19 protein-coding genes are annotated in these 16,189 nt (G+C 37.9%); 6 read left to right on the top strand and 13 right to left on the bottom strand.

Annotation, left to right across the window (positions count from 1 at the left end; translation table 11 throughout):
* Nucleotides 1–164 precede the first annotated feature (164 nt).
* The 4 genes from LRP83_RS20090 to LRP83_RS20075 all read right to left on the bottom strand — a co-directional run bounded on the left by LRP83_RS20090 (nucleotide 165) and on the right by LRP83_RS20075 (nucleotide 4,136).
* Nucleotides 165–1,037, bottom strand: coding sequence for a DUF8832 domain-containing protein (locus LRP83_RS20090; RefSeq protein ID WP_230498534.1), 873 nt, complete (start codon nucleotides 1,035–1,037; stop codon nucleotides 165–167).
* A gap of 255 nt (nucleotides 1,038–1,292) precedes the next feature.
* Nucleotides 1,293–1,499 carry a copper chaperone CopZ gene (copZ, locus tag LRP83_RS20085; RefSeq protein ID WP_230498532.1) on the bottom strand — a complete coding sequence of 69 codons (207 nt, stop codon included), beginning with the start codon at nucleotides 1,497–1,499 and terminating at the stop codon, nucleotides 1,293–1,295.
* A 13-nt stretch (nucleotides 1,500–1,512) separates the two neighbouring features.
* Nucleotides 1,513–1,863, bottom strand: coding sequence for a metal-sensitive transcriptional regulator (locus tag LRP83_RS20080; protein WP_230498531.1), 351 nt, complete (start codon nucleotides 1,861–1,863; stop codon nucleotides 1,513–1,515).
* 149 nt (nucleotides 1,864–2,012) lie between these two features.
* Nucleotides 2,013–4,136 (bottom strand): heavy metal translocating P-type ATPase, encoded by a 2,124-nt coding sequence (locus LRP83_RS20075; RefSeq protein WP_230498536.1) that lies wholly within the window; start codon nucleotides 4,134–4,136, stop codon nucleotides 2,013–2,015.
* 240 nt (nucleotides 4,137–4,376) lie between these two features.
* Here LRP83_RS20075 and LRP83_RS20070 point away from each other — a divergent pair, with 240 nt between their 5' ends.
* From LRP83_RS20070 to LRP83_RS20045, 6 genes are all read left to right on the top strand, one after another.
* On the top strand, nucleotides 4,377–4,703 hold the full coding sequence (locus tag LRP83_RS20070) for an ArsR/SmtB family transcription factor (RefSeq protein ID WP_230498529.1): 327 nt from the start codon (nucleotides 4,377–4,379) through the stop codon (nucleotides 4,701–4,703).
* Between the two features lie 69 nt (nucleotides 4,704–4,772).
* Nucleotides 4,773–4,958 (top strand): hypothetical protein, encoded by a 186-nt coding sequence (locus LRP83_RS20065; protein ID WP_230498528.1) that lies wholly within the window; start codon nucleotides 4,773–4,775, stop codon nucleotides 4,956–4,958.
* Between the two features lie 18 nt (nucleotides 4,959–4,976).
* Entirely contained in the window at nucleotides 4,977–5,843 is an 867-nt protein-coding gene (locus LRP83_RS20060; RefSeq protein ID WP_230498527.1) for a permease, read from the top strand.
* Between the two features lie 17 nt (nucleotides 5,844–5,860).
* A complete protein-coding gene (locus LRP83_RS20055) occupies nucleotides 5,861–6,067 on the top strand; it encodes a hypothetical protein (protein WP_230498526.1) in 207 nt (68 codons plus the stop codon).
* A gap of 147 nt (nucleotides 6,068–6,214) precedes the next feature.
* Nucleotides 6,215–6,535, top strand: coding sequence for a hypothetical protein (locus LRP83_RS20050; RefSeq protein ID WP_230498524.1), 321 nt, complete (start codon nucleotides 6,215–6,217; stop codon nucleotides 6,533–6,535).
* Between the two features lie 18 nt (nucleotides 6,536–6,553).
* The gene (locus LRP83_RS20045) at nucleotides 6,554–7,291 is read left to right on the top strand and encodes an Mrp/NBP35 family ATP-binding protein (protein ID WP_230498523.1); all 738 of its coding nucleotides are present in this window, start codon (nucleotides 6,554–6,556) and stop codon (nucleotides 7,289–7,291) included.
* Nucleotides 7,292–7,321: 30 nt separating this feature from the next.
* Here LRP83_RS20045 and LRP83_RS20040 read toward each other — a convergent pair whose 3' ends face one another.
* The 9 genes from LRP83_RS20040 to LRP83_RS20000 all read right to left on the bottom strand — a co-directional run bounded on the left by LRP83_RS20040 (nucleotide 7,322) and on the right by LRP83_RS20000 (nucleotide 16,110).
* Nucleotides 7,322–7,672 (bottom strand): group I truncated hemoglobin, encoded by a 351-nt coding sequence (locus tag LRP83_RS20040; protein WP_230498522.1) that lies wholly within the window; start codon nucleotides 7,670–7,672, stop codon nucleotides 7,322–7,324.
* 17 nt (nucleotides 7,673–7,689) lie between these two features.
* The gene (locus LRP83_RS20035) at nucleotides 7,690–7,884 is read right to left on the bottom strand and encodes a hypothetical protein (protein WP_230498521.1); all 195 of its coding nucleotides are present in this window, start codon (nucleotides 7,882–7,884) and stop codon (nucleotides 7,690–7,692) included.
* Nucleotides 7,885–7,898: 14 nt separating this feature from the next.
* Complete coding sequence (locus LRP83_RS20030) at nucleotides 7,899–8,402, bottom strand: QcrA and Rieske domain-containing protein (protein ID WP_230498519.1); 504 nt, start codon at nucleotides 8,400–8,402, stop codon at nucleotides 7,899–7,901.
* Nucleotides 8,399–8,968: a 4Fe-4S dicluster domain-containing protein gene (locus tag LRP83_RS20025; protein WP_230498518.1), complete on the bottom strand. Its 570-nt coding sequence runs from the start codon at nucleotides 8,966–8,968 to the stop codon at nucleotides 8,399–8,401. Before LRP83_RS20025 ends, LRP83_RS20030 begins: the two co-directional genes overlap by 4 nt.
* Nucleotides 8,961–11,123 carry a formate dehydrogenase subunit alpha gene (gene fdhF / locus LRP83_RS20020; protein ID WP_230498517.1) on the bottom strand — a complete coding sequence of 721 codons (2,163 nt, stop codon included), beginning with the start codon at nucleotides 11,121–11,123 and terminating at the stop codon, nucleotides 8,961–8,963. Before fdhF ends, LRP83_RS20025 begins: the two co-directional genes overlap by 8 nt.
* Nucleotides 11,124–12,227 carry an MFS transporter gene (locus LRP83_RS20015; RefSeq protein ID WP_230498516.1) on the bottom strand — a complete coding sequence of 368 codons (1,104 nt, stop codon included), beginning with the start codon at nucleotides 12,225–12,227 and terminating at the stop codon, nucleotides 11,124–11,126.
* A gap of 125 nt (nucleotides 12,228–12,352) precedes the next feature.
* Entirely contained in the window at nucleotides 12,353–14,143 is a 1,791-nt protein-coding gene (locus LRP83_RS20010; protein WP_230498515.1) for a S9 family peptidase, read from the bottom strand.
* A 124-nt stretch (nucleotides 14,144–14,267) separates the two neighbouring features.
* Nucleotides 14,268–15,518, bottom strand: coding sequence for a M20/M25/M40 family metallo-hydrolase (locus LRP83_RS20005; protein ID WP_230498514.1), 1,251 nt, complete (start codon nucleotides 15,516–15,518; stop codon nucleotides 14,268–14,270).
* Nucleotides 15,519–15,699: 181 nt separating this feature from the next.
* Nucleotides 15,700–16,110 (bottom strand): hypothetical protein, encoded by a 411-nt coding sequence (locus LRP83_RS20000; RefSeq protein ID WP_230498513.1) that lies wholly within the window; start codon nucleotides 16,108–16,110, stop codon nucleotides 15,700–15,702.
* Nucleotides 16,111–16,189 lie beyond the last annotated feature (79 nt).

The following is a 16,189-nucleotide window of genomic DNA, read 5'->3' as shown; positions in this document are numbered from 1 at the left end:
TAAATTTATTGATGTCAAAGACTCCAACATAAATGAAAAAGGCGTGTCAAATCTGTTGTCAGATTGCACGCCTTTTTCATTGTCATTTACAGGATTTGCACCTCAAAACGGAACGGTTTATTATTAATTGGAGTGCGGTTTTTTCGTCTCACCTATTAATTTCTCTATTTAATTTCTACCACATACGGAAAAACAAATACTTCTCCATCAAACTTAAACTCTGCCCAAATTTTATAAATACCTGAATCCGTAAACTTTGTTTCAAATATGGGCTCATTCCCATCAAACGGATGAACGTGAATATATTCTTTTGCTTTTTCGTCAAGGATGACAACATGCCCCAATGCTCCAAGATGTTGTTCAGGTGTCTCCCCATTCAAGTCAAATTTAAGTTGAATATCTTCATCTACATTCAGAGAAGTGGGCTGTAAAGTAACAGAATGACCCTCCACTTCCTTAACTAACTGTTCATCTACCTGTAAACCATGTTCATGTCCCTCATCAGGATTTCCAATAATAAAGTTAATAGGTTGAACTTCATAGGCAAGATCTTTCGGTTTGATATCGACGAAAAATTTATATTCCCCATCCTCTAATCCATGCCCCACTTTATAAACTCCGGGCTCGGTAGATTCAGGATGTAAATGCTTATACACCTGTAAATCTGTCCCGACAACAATTAAATGCATGAGCTTTTCATGGTTCACTTCTAAATTAGAAACGAGATTCCCGTTCATGTCTTTCAAAGTGATAAAGATATTTCCACGTTCCTCATGTAGCATTGGTAAAACTTCGCTATTATGATCTCCGCCGTGTTCAGCATGACTATCCCCATTATTTTCTTCGTGCCCTAAGGTTTCACTGTTTTCTTCGTGTCCCTCTTCATGTCCTGCCTCTTCACTGTTTTCCGTTTCGGCGCTATGATTTTCATCTTCACCTGAATGGTTAACCTCATTACCAGTAAAGGATACATAAGCATAATATGCTCCAACGACAACAAGAAGGTATACAACAGCCGAGATTGCCCATTTTTTCATAACGATTTCACCTCTATAGTTTTACTCTTTGCAAACGAAGGGCATTTAAAACAAAGGAAACAGAACTGAATGCGCCATAGTAGCTATTGCCAGACACAGAGCAAGTAAATTAATGGCAGCAATTGGAATTCCAATGATATTGTAAGCAAATGCCCAGAATAAGTTTTGTTTAACTCCTCTTTTATACCTGTATAGGGTATATTTTTTAAAAAAAGAGAACGTGCTATTTTCTAGCACGGCCGCTTTAAGACTATCTTAGTTTACATCATAGCCTTGATCATCAATTGTTTCTTTAATCGCATCAATAGTAACCTCTGAAGAATTGAATTCTACGTCAACAGTAGCACTTTCAAGGTTTACTTTAACAGCGGAAACACCTTTTAGTTCACCAACGCTTCCTTCCACTGCTTTTACACAATGCCCACAAGACATACCTGAAACATTTAATGTTACTTTTTCCATGGTTAACACTCCTTTATTTTTTCATTAATCTTTGTACCGTAATTAGGACTTCATCTAATACTTCCATGTCGCCTTCTTGGATTCTTTCAACCACACAGCTTTTTAGATGCCCTTCTAATAAAAGCTTGGCCACACTGTTTAAAGCGGATTGAGTTGCGGAAATTTGAGTAATAACATCATCACAATAGGTGTCTTTTTCTATTAATCCTTTTATTCCACGAATCTGACCTTCAATTCGGTTTAATCGGGTAACTAGATTTTTCTTAACCTTATCAGAATGATGGCTTTTCCTGTCACTCGTTAACGTGCAACAGCCTTCATCTTCTTCTGATAAAAAATCATCCTTATCAAGTTCATTTTCCATTTTGTTACCCTCCCTTGAATTTAATTATATTATACCCCCCTATAGTATGTAAAGCAATGTGCTATTTATTTTGTGAACTTTTAGTTAACGATTCTCTATTTGGACAAAAGCATAAAAAAAGAGCTTCCCAAATTAGAGAAGCTTTCTATCTATTTATCTTTCACCTTTAATAATCGTAAACTATTTAACGTTACTAAAAGAGTCGCACCCATATCAGCAAATATCGCAATCCAAAGCGTTAACCAACCAGGTATGACTAGCAATAGAGCAATTAGTTTAATGACAATGGAGAAGGTAATGTTTTGCTTAATTATCTGTAAGGCTTTTCTGCTTAGCTTGATTGTAAAAGGTAGTTTTCTTAAATCATCACCCATTAAGGCAATATCAGCCGTTTCTAAAGCAGTATCTGTACCCGCTCCCCCCATCGCAACTCCCACCGTTGCCGCTGCAAGAGCAGGCGCATCGTTAATTCCATCTCCAACCATGGCGACCTTACCATATTCTTGTCGAAGCTGTTTAATAAATTCTAATTTATCTTGTGGTAGAAGTTCTGATTGAACTTCTGAGACACCCACTTGGCTTCCAATAGCCTTCGCAGTACCTTGATTATCACCGGTTAACATAATTGTTTTTTTGATTCCTAACGCATGTAGCTTTTGAATAACAGTACGACTAGTTTCTCTTACTTCATCCGCTACAGCAACAAGAGCCTTTACTTCTTTGTCAGTTCCTATAACCATTACCGTTTTTCCTTGGTTCTGCATCGTAAGAATGTGCCCTTGAACTTCTTGATTTAACCCTTTATCCAGTAATTCCTCTAACCATTTAGGGCTGCCAATATAATAAGTCAAGCCTTCAACAGTTCCTTTAATCCCTTTTCCCGTTATCGAACTAAATTCCCTTACTTCTAACCCTTTAAACGGTAGCCCTTCTTGTTCTGCCCTTTTAATAATCGCAGCTGCTAACGGATGTTGGGAACGATATTCCAAAGTGGCTATTATTGAGAGAATCTGATTATGGTCTGTGATATCTGAAGTGATTTCAAAATCCGTCACAACAGGAACACCTTTTGTCAGAGTACCTGTTTTATCAAAAGCGATTGCCTTTAATGCACCTGTTTCCTCCAGATAAATACCGCCTTTGATTAAAACTCCGTTACGAGCTGCATTGCCAATTGCCGTCACAATCGATACAGGAGTAGAAACAACTAAAGCACATGGACATCCCACTACTAATACAGCCAAGCCTTGATATACCCAGACCGACCAGTCGGCGCTAACTAATAATGGAGGAATAACCGCCACTAAAGCCGCAACGAGCATAATCGTTGGAGTATAATATTTAGCAAACCTATCAACGAATGCCTGAGAAGGAGCGCGCTCTGCTTGAGCTTCCTCTACCAGGTGAATGATTTTAGCAATAGTCGTGTCATCAACTCGTTTTGTTACTTTTACTTCTAACATTCCTTCTTCATTTAAGGTACCAGCAAATACTTCATCATTTACTTGTTTTTCGACAGGAACAGATTCACCAGTAATGGCTGCTTGATTGACTGAGGAATTTCCATTTATGACCAGTCCATCCATAGCAATTTTTTGCCCCGGCTTTACGAGCATAATGTCGCCTACAATAATATCCTCGACGTGGATCAACATTTCTTTATCATTTCTCTTTATTAAAGCCTCTTTAGGGGCGATATCCATCAGGGAACGAATCGACGCTCTAGCCTTATCCATCGAATACTTCTCTAACGCCTCACTAATCGCAAAAAGGATGACTACTACTGCCCCCTCGCTCCATTCTCCAATAATTGCTGCTCCGATTATTGCAATGGTCATAAGGGTCTTCATATCAAATTGTAGTTTGACTAGATTTTTTAAACCGACCTTAAATAATGAGTATCCTCCGATTAAGATAGCTGCTAAAAACGCAAGAATGGTTTGGGAGCCATCTTCACCAATAGTTAACTGAGAAAAATACCCTAACACTATAAATAGTAGGGAAACCATAATTTTCGAGTGCACTTTCCAGAAAGGCTCCTGCTTTTGTTCAATTTGAGGACCTTTTTCAGGATTAGCTTTAATATTATCAAAAGCTCCTGCTTTTTCTATTTCTTCAATCGTCGTTTGACCATATATTGTAATTTTAGAAGCTCCAAAATTTACTTTTGCATCAGAAACACCATCCAGGTGTTTTACGTTCTGTTCGAACTTATTCGCACAGCTCGCTCAAGAAAGATTCTCCAACCTAAAAACCTGTCTGTCGACTTTCAGTTCTTTTGCTTCCGCCACGGTCCATCACCTCCGAAAATTGTTCTTAATATTCAAACATTCATTTGATTATATCTTATTCAAACGGGTATTTGATTGTCAATCTTTTAATGTATTTAATTATGCCTTTTTAACTTCTAAAATATTTAATCAATTTTTTTTGATAAATAGATTGACATTAGAAATTTTTGGATATATGATAATTACATCAAATAAATTTGATTTAAAAAGAAGGTGTTAAAAATGAATCTGCAGCTAAATTTACAGGATGTTTCAAAAAGAAGGGTCTTGGAAAAATTTGAATTGAAATTTAAAGCGATTGCCGACCAAAAAAGATTACAAATCATGAATCTTCTTACCGAAAGGGGAGAAATAAGTGTTGGTGATCTAGCCCATTTAGTGAATATGACTCAATCAAAGTTATCCTATCATTTAAAGGTTTTATTGGATGCCAAGATAATTACAAAAGAAACAAAAGGAACCTGGAGTTATTACCAGCTCAATCAAATTGAAATTAATCACTTATTATCAGAAGAACTTTGTTGCTTGTTTCGACCGCCTAACTGTTAATTTTTTATGTATTATATCAATTTTTTTTGATTATTATATCAATATTATTTGATTAAAGGAGAGATTAGTATGTATTATCAAAATGAAATGTTAGCCAATTCTAAGGTACAGGAAATCGAAGCCACATCCCGTGAAGCCTGGAAATTCAATTCGCTAAAAAAGGAAAGTCATTTTCAAAATGTCTTTCAAAAATTTTTAGGAAGCTTAAATAATAAAAAATCCAAAATGGACAATAGCAACTGCGTCATTTGCTAATTTAAGGGGGATTACATTATGTGGTTGGATACATTAAAAAGTTTCCTGTATATCGCAGCGGAATTAACGGTTCTGTTCATCGTCATTTCATTCGTTATCAGTTTGCTGCAAGGTTATATCCCTTATGAAAAAATTGAAAAGAAATTATCTGGGAAAAACAAAGGAATTGCCGCATTTGCAGCCATTGTCTTTGCGTTCATCACTCCCTTTTGCTCCTGTTCCACGATTCCAGTAGTAGTGAATATGTTGAAAAAGAAAATGCCCTTTGGAATTGTCATGATTTTTCTATTTGCTTCTCCAGTACTTGACCCAACGATCTTAACCCTTATGGGTGTAGTATTAGGCTGGAAGGTAACCATTATCTATACGGTTTTAACTACTGTTTTCTCCATAATAATTGGTTTCACTCTTGAAGCGTTTGGTTTTGAGAAATATGTAAGAAATGTTGTGATGACTGGCTATGAAGAAAAAAATCAACAATTCAATGTAAAGCTTGCCCTTAAAGAAACCTTTGATTTGATGAAAAGTGTGTATCCATACTTGTTAATTGGTGCTTTGATCGGTTCTGTTATTCATGGATTGGTTCCTACTGAGTGGATATCTACTGTTTTTGGTAAAGATAACTGGTGGCTCATTCCTATTGCGGCTATTATCGGTGTACCTTTATATATTCGACTATCCAGCATGATTCCCATCTCAAAAATCCTTATTGCAAAAGGAATGGCCTTAGGACCAGTCATGGCGATGATCATTAGTTCTGCAGGTGCAAGTTTACCCGAAATTATCCTATTAAAATCTATCTTTAAAAAGGAATTAGTCGTAATGTTTATCCTATCTGTTATTACCATGTCAACCGTATCAGGATTTATCTTTTATCTTATTTAGCAAAGGGGGCCATTCATATGACAGTTAATCATGGGGGCTCGTTAGGAATGAATTACTTTTTGTCTTACATTAACCTAATTCTGGTTTCGCGAAATTGTTCCTTGAAACAGGCTAGAGATTTAACGATGGAGCTATTTTTCAAAAATAATATTGATCAATATGGCAAAGAAACCTATGAGCGGTTTATGGAAGCCTATAGAGAATTAGAACAAAAAGAGGTGTAAAAGCCTCTTTCTTAATTTCAACTCGTTTTCTTCTATTAAAAAGCCTAACTATGTTTGAAGTATAAGGAATGTTGCCCATACTTAAGATAGTGAAGAAATAAGGGGGGCTTAATCCTGTTATCTACTACCATTACATATGAGGAAAACGTGAACTCCTCTATTATGACATCACCTTTTATTAGAAAGGTAAGTGCGGTACATTACCAAATCCATCTTTCTACTACTGATAAAGTGATCGGTGATATTGCCGTTTCTCAGAACGTGGTTACAATTCAGTATTCTAGTGAGCTACTATTAGATGAATTTATAATCATACATGATGTGATTTCACATTTAAGAAAGGGGTCAATCATCGATGACTCCAAAAGCTTTTTAGGCTATTTACCTAATGGTGATTCAGCCTATATTATTCGGAACTGGAAGCCATGGTTAGACTACATCCAAACATCAATGAAATATTGTCAATAAACTTTAGAGGTGAAATAAATGTTATCTGGAAAAATCATATCCGTCATTTCTGGTAAAGGCGGGGTCGGTAAATCAACGGTAGCTGCAAATCTTGCGGTATCTTTAAGTCGACAAGGTAAATCTGTGGCATTAATTGATTTTGATATTTATGGAAGTAGTATCCCTAGCATGATGAATATTAGCTTTGGGCCAAAATCGATGAATAATAAAATCATCCCTGTTGATTCGCACGGGGTGAAGATTATGTCTATGGGCTTTATCGTCAAAAATAATGATCCTGTCGTTTGGCGCGGACCAATGCTTGGCAAAGTGATTAATCAATTTATTAATGAAGTCATCTGGGGACCACTAGATTATGTTGTCATTGACATGCCACCTGGAACTGGGGATGTCGCGATGGATGTCAATCGATTAATTCCCAGCTCTCATCAATTACTAGTCACAACACCGCATCCAACGGCATCGCATGTTGCCGAACGAGCTGGAAAAATGGCATCAAGTAATAATCATAAAATATTAGGTATCGTTGAAAATATGGCTTTCTTTCAGCCACCTGATCAAGATGCGAAATATTACATCTTTGGTAAAGGCGGATCAGAGCAATTAGCCTCAAAGCTTGGCACCGAGCTAATTGCTCAATTTCCAATATTTGCTCCAAAAGAAGATGATTTTGAACCATCTATTTATAAAAAAGGATCCTATCTTTTTGATAAATACAATGAATTAGCAGATAAAGTGCAAGATTCTATTGCATAGAAAATGGTGTCCAAAACTGGACACCATTTTCTATGCCTTTCCGGTAACATCGTTTTTATATCCTCTTAATACTTCTCGAACCTTATTTCTCTCCTCTTCACTATACCCATTTTCATCAAGAGTGGTAATGAAATGGTTTACCATCGATTCAAAATGCTCATCGCTAATCGATAATTGATTATGAGCATCTGCAATTTCAGTTTGACTATATTGATTTTCACCAAAACCATGCGAAAGAAACGTCTGTGGGTGATGTTGGATTCGTTCCTGATCATGATCCTTAAACAGGTTTTGCAAAAGGTCATCGGCATGGATTTTATGGAAAAACCCTTTTACTAATGAGTTTAGTTTTTCATTATCAAATGCATTGTTCTGCTGCAAACTATCTGCCCCCTTTATTAGTGATCCATTATTTTGTCTACTCTTCTAAAGAAGAGATAGGTGATAACTGTAATGATAAACATGAATCCTAAAGCAAGTACATAGTAAAAAAGATTATCATAATGTCCCGCTAAATATTCTTCCACCATATATTGGATGAGAATAATTTGAACGGTCAGTAAACTCATAAAAACCCACCAAGCCATTTTCATAAGTTATTAACCTCCTAGTGCTGAGCCTGAGTAATTCCAACAGCATATATCTCTTTGTTTTTAAATTTCAGTTGTATGGAAGGTAACGGTCGAGGAGGTGGTCCCGCAATAACCGAACCATCCTCGACATTAAAGAAGCCATTATGACAAGGACAAGTTAGTTTCCCCGTATTTCTTTCCCAATAGACAGGACACATTAAATGCGTACATTTGATGTTGTAGGCTCGGTATTCCTGTTCGGAAATACGTATTAACAGGGCTGGATCATTTTCATCTGGATAGTTAAACCCTATGCTTTCTCCTACTGGAATATCTGTTTCATTAACGATAAAAAGCTCCTTCTTATGAGCTTCCTTATCTTTCTTTTTCGATAAGGCCAATAACGGAGTAGAGCTTAAAAACATGACCCCCATTAATGATAACGTAGAGGCAATAAACCCTCTTCGATTCAATTCTAATTCTTTATCTCTTCTAATGTTAAAAGAGATTCGCCGAAGAAATTCCTCAATTTTCTTCATTCTTGAACACCTTCGCCCTCTCTATATCCAAATCGGTGGGTTTCTGTATCAGGTAACCCGATAACAGTTCGTGTTTCGATAACCGTTCCACCAAAATCCCATTTAAATTGAACTGGCTTTGGTGGATCATATTTAATTTCTTCTTCATCAACAAAGCGGATCGTATCGGTCGGACACACGCTGGCACACATTGGTGGTCTGCCTTTCGATGTACGGTCATAGCACATATCGCATTTGTACATCATTTTTTTCACATCATCCACTCTAGGAATCCCAAATGGACATGCATATGTACAGTTTTTACAGCCAATACATTTTTCTAATGATGCGGATAAGACTGTTCCATCATCTGCAATAGCGATAGCCTGTACCGGACATGATTCAGCACATGCTGGTGTAACACAGTGCATGCACGGTGTAGGGGAAGTTGCGACAGTCTCACCAGGGTTGAGCTCGTCAACGAACATTCTTGATAAATGATCATGCCCACTACACTCTTCACAACCAATAACACAGGCTTTACAACCAATACACCTTTCGTAATCAATATATAAAACCTTAGCCATGGTTTTCACCTACAACTGCTGACGTTTTTTCTAATTTGACCGCACATACCTTAAATTCTGGTATTTTCGACTTTGGTTCTAATGCTGGGTTTGTCAAATGATTAATTGCTAATTCTTTACCCCAATGATAAGGAACGAAGACCATGTCTTCTCGCGTTATTTTCGTTATTTTCGCTACAAGCTCTATACTGCCTCTTGGACTTGATACTTTCACTGTTTCTCCATTAGAGATGTTATATTTCTTAGCTAAGCTAGGATGTATTTCAACATATGGATCAGGACAAAAATTACGTAATGTCTCGATACGACGTGTTTGATTACCACTTAAATAGTGAAACACGACTCGTCCAGTGGACAGAATGACTGGATACTCTTTACTTGTTTTTTCATTCGGTCCCTTATGTTCAAATGCTAAAATTCTTGCCTTTCCATCTGGGAAATTAAATCTCAAATCCTCAAACAGTCTTGGCATCCCTTCCGACTCCTCTGTCGGACAGGGCCAAAATACTCCCTGCATTTTTTCGAGCTTTTCATAGGTAATTCCATAATAGTCAGCAATTCCGCCTTTACTTGCGACACGAAGCTCGTTAAAAATATCCTCTGGGGAATTAAATTGAAAATACTTACCTCTGCCAAGGCGTTCGGCCAGCTCACAAATGATTTTCCAATCGCGTTTCGTTTCACCAGGAGTACGGTCGACTCCTTTCACTCTTAGAACTCGCCCCTCTACATTTGTCATGGTCCCATTATCTTCAACCCATACCGTTGATGGTAAGACAACATCAGCTAATTCTGCTGATTCTGATAAAAACATATCCATACATACGAAAAAGTCTAGGTCTTTCAAATATCCACCAACATCCTTAACCGTTGGAGAAGAGACGATTGGATTGCTGCATACTAATAAAAGTCCTTTAATTTCTTTCCCAAGAGCTTGAAGCATTTCAAAGGCAGATAGTCCTGGTCCAGGAATTTCTGACTCCTCCACTCCCCAAACACCGGCAATGTATTCTCTTGCCTTAGGGTCGGTTATCTTTCGGAAGCCTGGCAACTGGTCTGTTTTTTGACCATGCTCTCTTCCACCTTGTCCATTTCCCTGGCCAGTAAATGTGGCTACTCCTGAGCCCTTTCGTCCCATTTTTCCAGTTACTAAACAAAGATTGACATAGTTAGATACTGAATCCGTACCAGTTGCGTGCTGTTCTACACCACGAGCAAACATCGTCATCCCATTTTTCGCTTGTCCGAAAATTCTCGCCGCTGTCACAATTTTATCTACCGATACGCCTGTAATCTCTGAAACATGTGAAGGAGTATATTTTTTCACTAATTCCTTTAATTCTTCGTATCCTGTCGTATGATTATCAATAAATTCTTGATCAACTAAGTTCTCTTCAATCATGACATGGAGAAGACCGTTTGCGATGGCCACATCTGTACCTGGTCGAATATCCAGATGGACATCCGCCACTAACGCTGTTTTCGTTTGTCTAGGATCGACAACAATTAATTTAGCCCCTCTGTCGCGAGCACCCCATATATACGGCATAGAAAGTGGATGACATTCAGCTGTATTGGAGCCAGCAATTAATAGCACATCCGCAAACTTTATGTCTGACCAAGGATTAGTAGATCCTCTATCAATTCCTATACTTTGGTTAAACCCAACTGACGCTGACGACATACAATAGCGTCCGTTATAATCAATATTCTTCGTTCCGAGACCAATTCGAGCGAATTTTCCCATTAAGTAACACTTTTCATTGGTCATCGAGGAACCACTATATATTCCAAAGGCATCTTTTCCGTACTTACCTTGAATGTCCTGTATCTTTGAAACAATTAAATCCATCGCTTCATCCCATGTTGCTGGTTCAAGCTTTCCATTTTTCCGAATAAGTGGAGTTTTTAGTCGATCTCCTAGCTCCGCTTGACGATAAGCGGCTACACCCTTCGGACAAAGTCTTCCGCCATTCATCGGGAAGTCATATCGAGGCTCGACTCCAACTACTGTTTGATCAGCTATTTTCACGCGAATATTCATCCCACATTGCATTCCGCAGAAGCAACAATGAGTTGAGATAAGCTCTTCGCCATCCCGTACAATGGGATCGAAATCTCTTTGAGAGTAGTCCTTATTTTGAATATGACCCATCTAACCTTTTTCCCCTTTCTCCAATTGAAGACCATTTTTCCCATTCGTCTCTAACACAAGTCCCGCTTGACCTAAATGAATTTTTGCCCCGTACCCTCCAAGACGATGACTCACTCTTCGACACTCCGAACACATATCTGAAAAGTGGAGACCCGTCTTGTCAATCGGAACGGAAAGATGTCTTTTTTGAAGGGCTAGTTGAACATCTTTAATTTGCGTTCCCGTTGCATACTCTCTACCGCATCTTGCACACGGCTTTTGAGCCTGTAATGCATGATACATTGGAACAACTACCGCCAAAAATCGAAGTGGTAAATGCCAAAACTTACTGAATGGAAAATATAAAAGGAAAACAATCACCGTTACTTGGTGCGCTAGTCCAATTCCAAAGTAAAAGGCACCCTCCATCCATAGAGCAGAAACAGTTAGTAACGAGCCTGTAATACTAATGGCAATTAATAATAAAAGTGGAAAGAAATCATACTCCTTCGATTGCTCAACAATCTTTTTTTCATCCGTCACTCTTCGATACAAGGCCATGGAGCAGCCAATAATAACCGCAATTCCCGTCCAATTTAATCCATGGTAAATCGCAATAGCTAGTATGGAATCTACACCCATTCGAAATAACGGGATTCCAAACGCTACTGCTGCATATGTCTTAGAGTCAACCAATTCAAAGTGAAGCCAATTAAGCACAAGGGCAAAAGTAATACCAAATGAAAACAAAACTCCCCAAGAAATGAACATATGCTGAAACCAACGATAAAACGAACGATTTCTAATAAACTTTTGCTCTCCGATACTGGCATAAAGAGTTTTTAAAGCAAACACAAACCCTTTTGGACTTAACATCATTTTAATCCCTTGTTTCCACAATCTCCTTGTCGGAGGTCTTAGTGTCCATGATGTAATCCGTATCGTTAGTAATACAAAACATAAAACGGTTGCCCATAAATACCCATATAAAGCCATATCAAAATATCCAAATCGCTCTGACCCTATATATATGGAAAAAAACAAAAGCACTAAAACAATAAAGACATTTCTAGCTGACTTTTTCGAAAATAGGAAAGAATCCTCTTCATACGGATAAAAGTTCATGGTTAGCAACTCCTTAATAATAGTCAACTTTTAGTATGTCAATAAATTAGATTATAATTCCCAACAATTGGAGCACAAAAAATAACCCCAGGATTTTCACCCTGAGGTTATTGATTATTCTTAAACTAATGTTTTTTCCCAATATATTGATCCAAAAACTCCGCAACACCAGTGTAAGCCGTGATATTGTTCTTTAATTTGACGAAAAAATGACCTTCATCTTCAAATCGAATATACGTAACAGGGTGGTTTCTAGCCTTTAATTCATCTACAATTTGCTCGGTTTCTTCAATTGGTACCCGCGGATCGTTTGCACCATGTAAAACCATTAATGGGCAAGTTATTTTATCCACATGATGGATGGGATCAATTTCATCGAAAAACTCTCCATCATTCTCTATGCTTCCATATTCAGCTTCTCTTACTTTACGACGCCACGGGCTTGTTTTTTCTAAGAAAGTTCTGAAGCTAGAAATACCAACAATATCAATCGCGGCCGACCATATAGTAGGATAATGGGTAATGGCTGCTAGCACTGCAAAGCCACCATAGCTTCGACCCATAATCGCTATTTTATTCGGATCTGCATTACCTTCTGCCTTCAACCATTCTACTAAGCTTGTTAAATCTTTAATCGAATCCATTCGCTTTCGGACATCATCTAAATGGGAATACGTCTTTCCATATCCAGTACTACCCCTTACATTTGGAGTGCACACCGCGTAGCCGTGGTTAAGGAAGTATTGAAGAAACGGATTATAAACAGCACGGATTTGACTCTCAGGACCGCCATGAACAAAGACAACTACAGGAAGCTTTCCTTCTGCATTTTTAGGCTTATATAAGAAGGCTGGAACTTCAAGGCCGTCGAATGAATTAAACTTGATTAATTCTGGTTCAATCAACTGAGCTTGCACAACTGGAGACTCTGATACATAAGTTAATCTTCTTGTCTGATTAGATTCCAGATTTACCTCCCAAATATCTGAAGGATTTGTTGGTCCATTAAACACATAGGCAAGCTTTGAGTGATCTGGTGAAAATGTCAGCTCTGTGATGACACCCATTGGCGTATCCCAAGATTGTTTAGTATTATCTTCAAGATGATAAATCACGCCTTTTGAACCTCCACCCTCATTGATCGTGTAGGCTAAACGTTTTTTATCAGGGCTCATCGTTAATTCTTCTAGGTCCCAGTTCGATTCATCTAACCAAGAAAATTCTTTAGTAGCAAGTACCATCGAGGCTAGTCCTGTAAATTCACGGTCTTTATTTGTTAAAAAATATAGTTGCTTGCCGTCACCACTAAATTGTGGGTTATCGAAGCTGGCTTCCCCCTCGTGAGTGGTTAACCACATAACTTCCCCGGTATTTACCTGAAGCATCCCTAAATCGTTATCAAGATTGGTGTTGGCTTTTTTAATTAATAATGATTCCCCATTTGGAGACCATTTCACTGGATAATAGCTACCATCGTCTACAAATACTTGGCGAATTTCAAGCGTTTCTATGTTTTGAATATAAATATCAAAGTATGTTGCATGGCGTCGATTACTAGACCAAGCAATCCACTTTCCATCTGGTGAATTTCCGCCATAATGATGGATATGCTCTGGTGAATTGGTTAATGGAACTATGTCACCATTTTCTTTTAGTAAAAAGAGCTGTTGTTTCTCGTTAACCCCTTCATCCATTCCGAAAATACGCTGATTGGTTCCACTGATGTATTTGATAAAAATAATTCTTTCTTCTGTAAACGATGCTTGTGAAGGCCATCCAGTTTCATTTTGCAGTTCCCACACTTGAGGTAAACCTGTGTAATCAGTAATAAAGGTAAGCTTTTTTCCAGTTGGATCATAAATCGGGTTACTAGCTTTTCTAACATGTAAATACGGTTCAATTCCGACCGCTTCCATCTCAACACAACCTTTCAGAATTCGTTTTCATCTAATATTTCGGCATACGAAAGGAATATCCTTCTTTTTGTTTGAATTATCAAAAAAAAAGCCACCAACTACGAAAATTGGCAGCTCTATGAAACTATCTTTTCTTTTCTAATAACGGCTCCGTCACATTATATAGCCCCACAAGCCCAAGTATGGTCAAGAGGATTTTCTGCACCCCGTAGTGAGCATCTTTTGGATCGAAAAATTCTTGTAGCGTATGGCAACCGCCATAGTTCCCACCTCCACCTAATGTAACGGCAGGTATGCCCAAACCAATAGGTACATTTGAGTCTGTACTACTTGGATTATTTAATTCTGGTTCAAACCCTAAGACACTTGCAGCCGCCATCGCAGACTGGACGATGATAGCTTCTGCAGACTGACTACCTGCAGGGCGATCACCAACAAGTTCAAGCTGTACTTTTATTGAATCTTCTTTATTCCAACGAAGATTTTCATCGGTTGCTGCTTGATGCAGCAGAGTTATAACCTGCTCTTCTAACTTTTTCAGTTCTTCCTGGGAGGTTGAACGCATATCAAGGACCATACTAGCACTTGCTGCGATTGTATTAACAGAAGTTCCACCATTAATCGTCCCAACATTAAAGGTTGTCTTTGGATTCTCTGAAACTTGTATTTCTGAAATCATCGCTATCGCTCTACCTAAAGCATGAATCGCACTCGGAATCCCAAAGTTTCCAAAACTATGTCCACCAGGGCCAGTATAAGTGATTCGGTAACGACGGCTTCCTGTTGCTAAGTATGTAATTTCATTAGGAGTTCCTGGTTCAATAGAGATAAAACCATCAATGTCTACATTGTCTGCGAACAATCCCTTAACCCCACGCAAATCTCCTAATCCTTCCTCACCAACGGTTGCAACAAATACAATATCTCCAACAGTTTGAAAGTTTGTGTGTTTAACTGCACGAATCATAGTCAACAATGCAGCAAGTCCTCTACCATCATCGGCTATTCCAGGTGCATAGATTTTACCATCAATAACCTTTGCTTCTACATCTGTTCCATGAGGAAAAACCGTATCTAGATGAGCAGAAACGATCAGTTTTGGGCCCTTCCCACTTCCAGGGCGGTAACCGAAAATATTCCCATGCTTATCAACACTGACATTTTGTAAGCCTAGTTCATTAAACCTTTTTTGAAAAAATTGCCCACGTACCTGTTCATCAAAGGTAGGTGCAGGGATAGCTGTAAATTCAATTTGCTCCGCTACTGTATTTTCGTTATCTTGCTTAAGAAACTCTAATGCTTCTTTTACACTCATATTGTTAATAAGTGTTTCATAAGCTTCTTGTACTCCATTTGCTTTTACCGTTTCATTCATTCTCTTATACCTCCCAGTTATTTAGTGACTCTAACTATTATATTAATTGATATTGAAGTAGAATTGAACTAATAAATTTATTATTTTAAATTTTCAGCAATAATTAGCTCAGATGAAGGCTTACTTTAATAACAAAAAATCCATGGAGCCCTATAGGGATTCCATGGATTTTTTTATGTACCTATAACCATTTTAATAACTTTCTCTTCTTTTTAATATTTCCATCCTGCCATTTTTGAAAAGGATAGATGATGATTGCAATGGCTATCATGACAACATTTAATCCCGATCGACTAAGCTTCGTTAAATGGATAAGGCCAATTTTTTCAAGGAAAGGGATTAACACATAGGAAATTAAGCTATCCAATACAACGGTCACTAGTAAATAAACACGAAAACCAAATCTATAGGTTAATGAAAAGATGCCAATTGTCCCAATTAAAAATGGACCAAAATTAAAGGCAACTTCGAGGGACTTTAACCAAGGTAGAAAAGGCTTTTTGAATCTCCACCAATCTAGATGGTAGGCTATCGTCTGGATAATTGTAACTAAAAGTATAGAGAATATCGCCACAGGTGCGAACCTCTTCATATTTTTCCCACCTACAATAAAGGCACTTAGCCAGGAAACTACAAAAAGGAAACCTGATAGAAACCGTGGAGACAACAAA

It is taken from the genome of Pseudoneobacillus rhizosphaerae, from assembly GCF_917563885.1.
Lineage (GTDB): Bacteria > Bacillota > Bacilli > Bacillales > Cytobacillaceae > Pseudoneobacillus > Pseudoneobacillus rhizosphaerae.
This window is presented reverse-complemented; position numbering and strand designations above follow the sequence as displayed.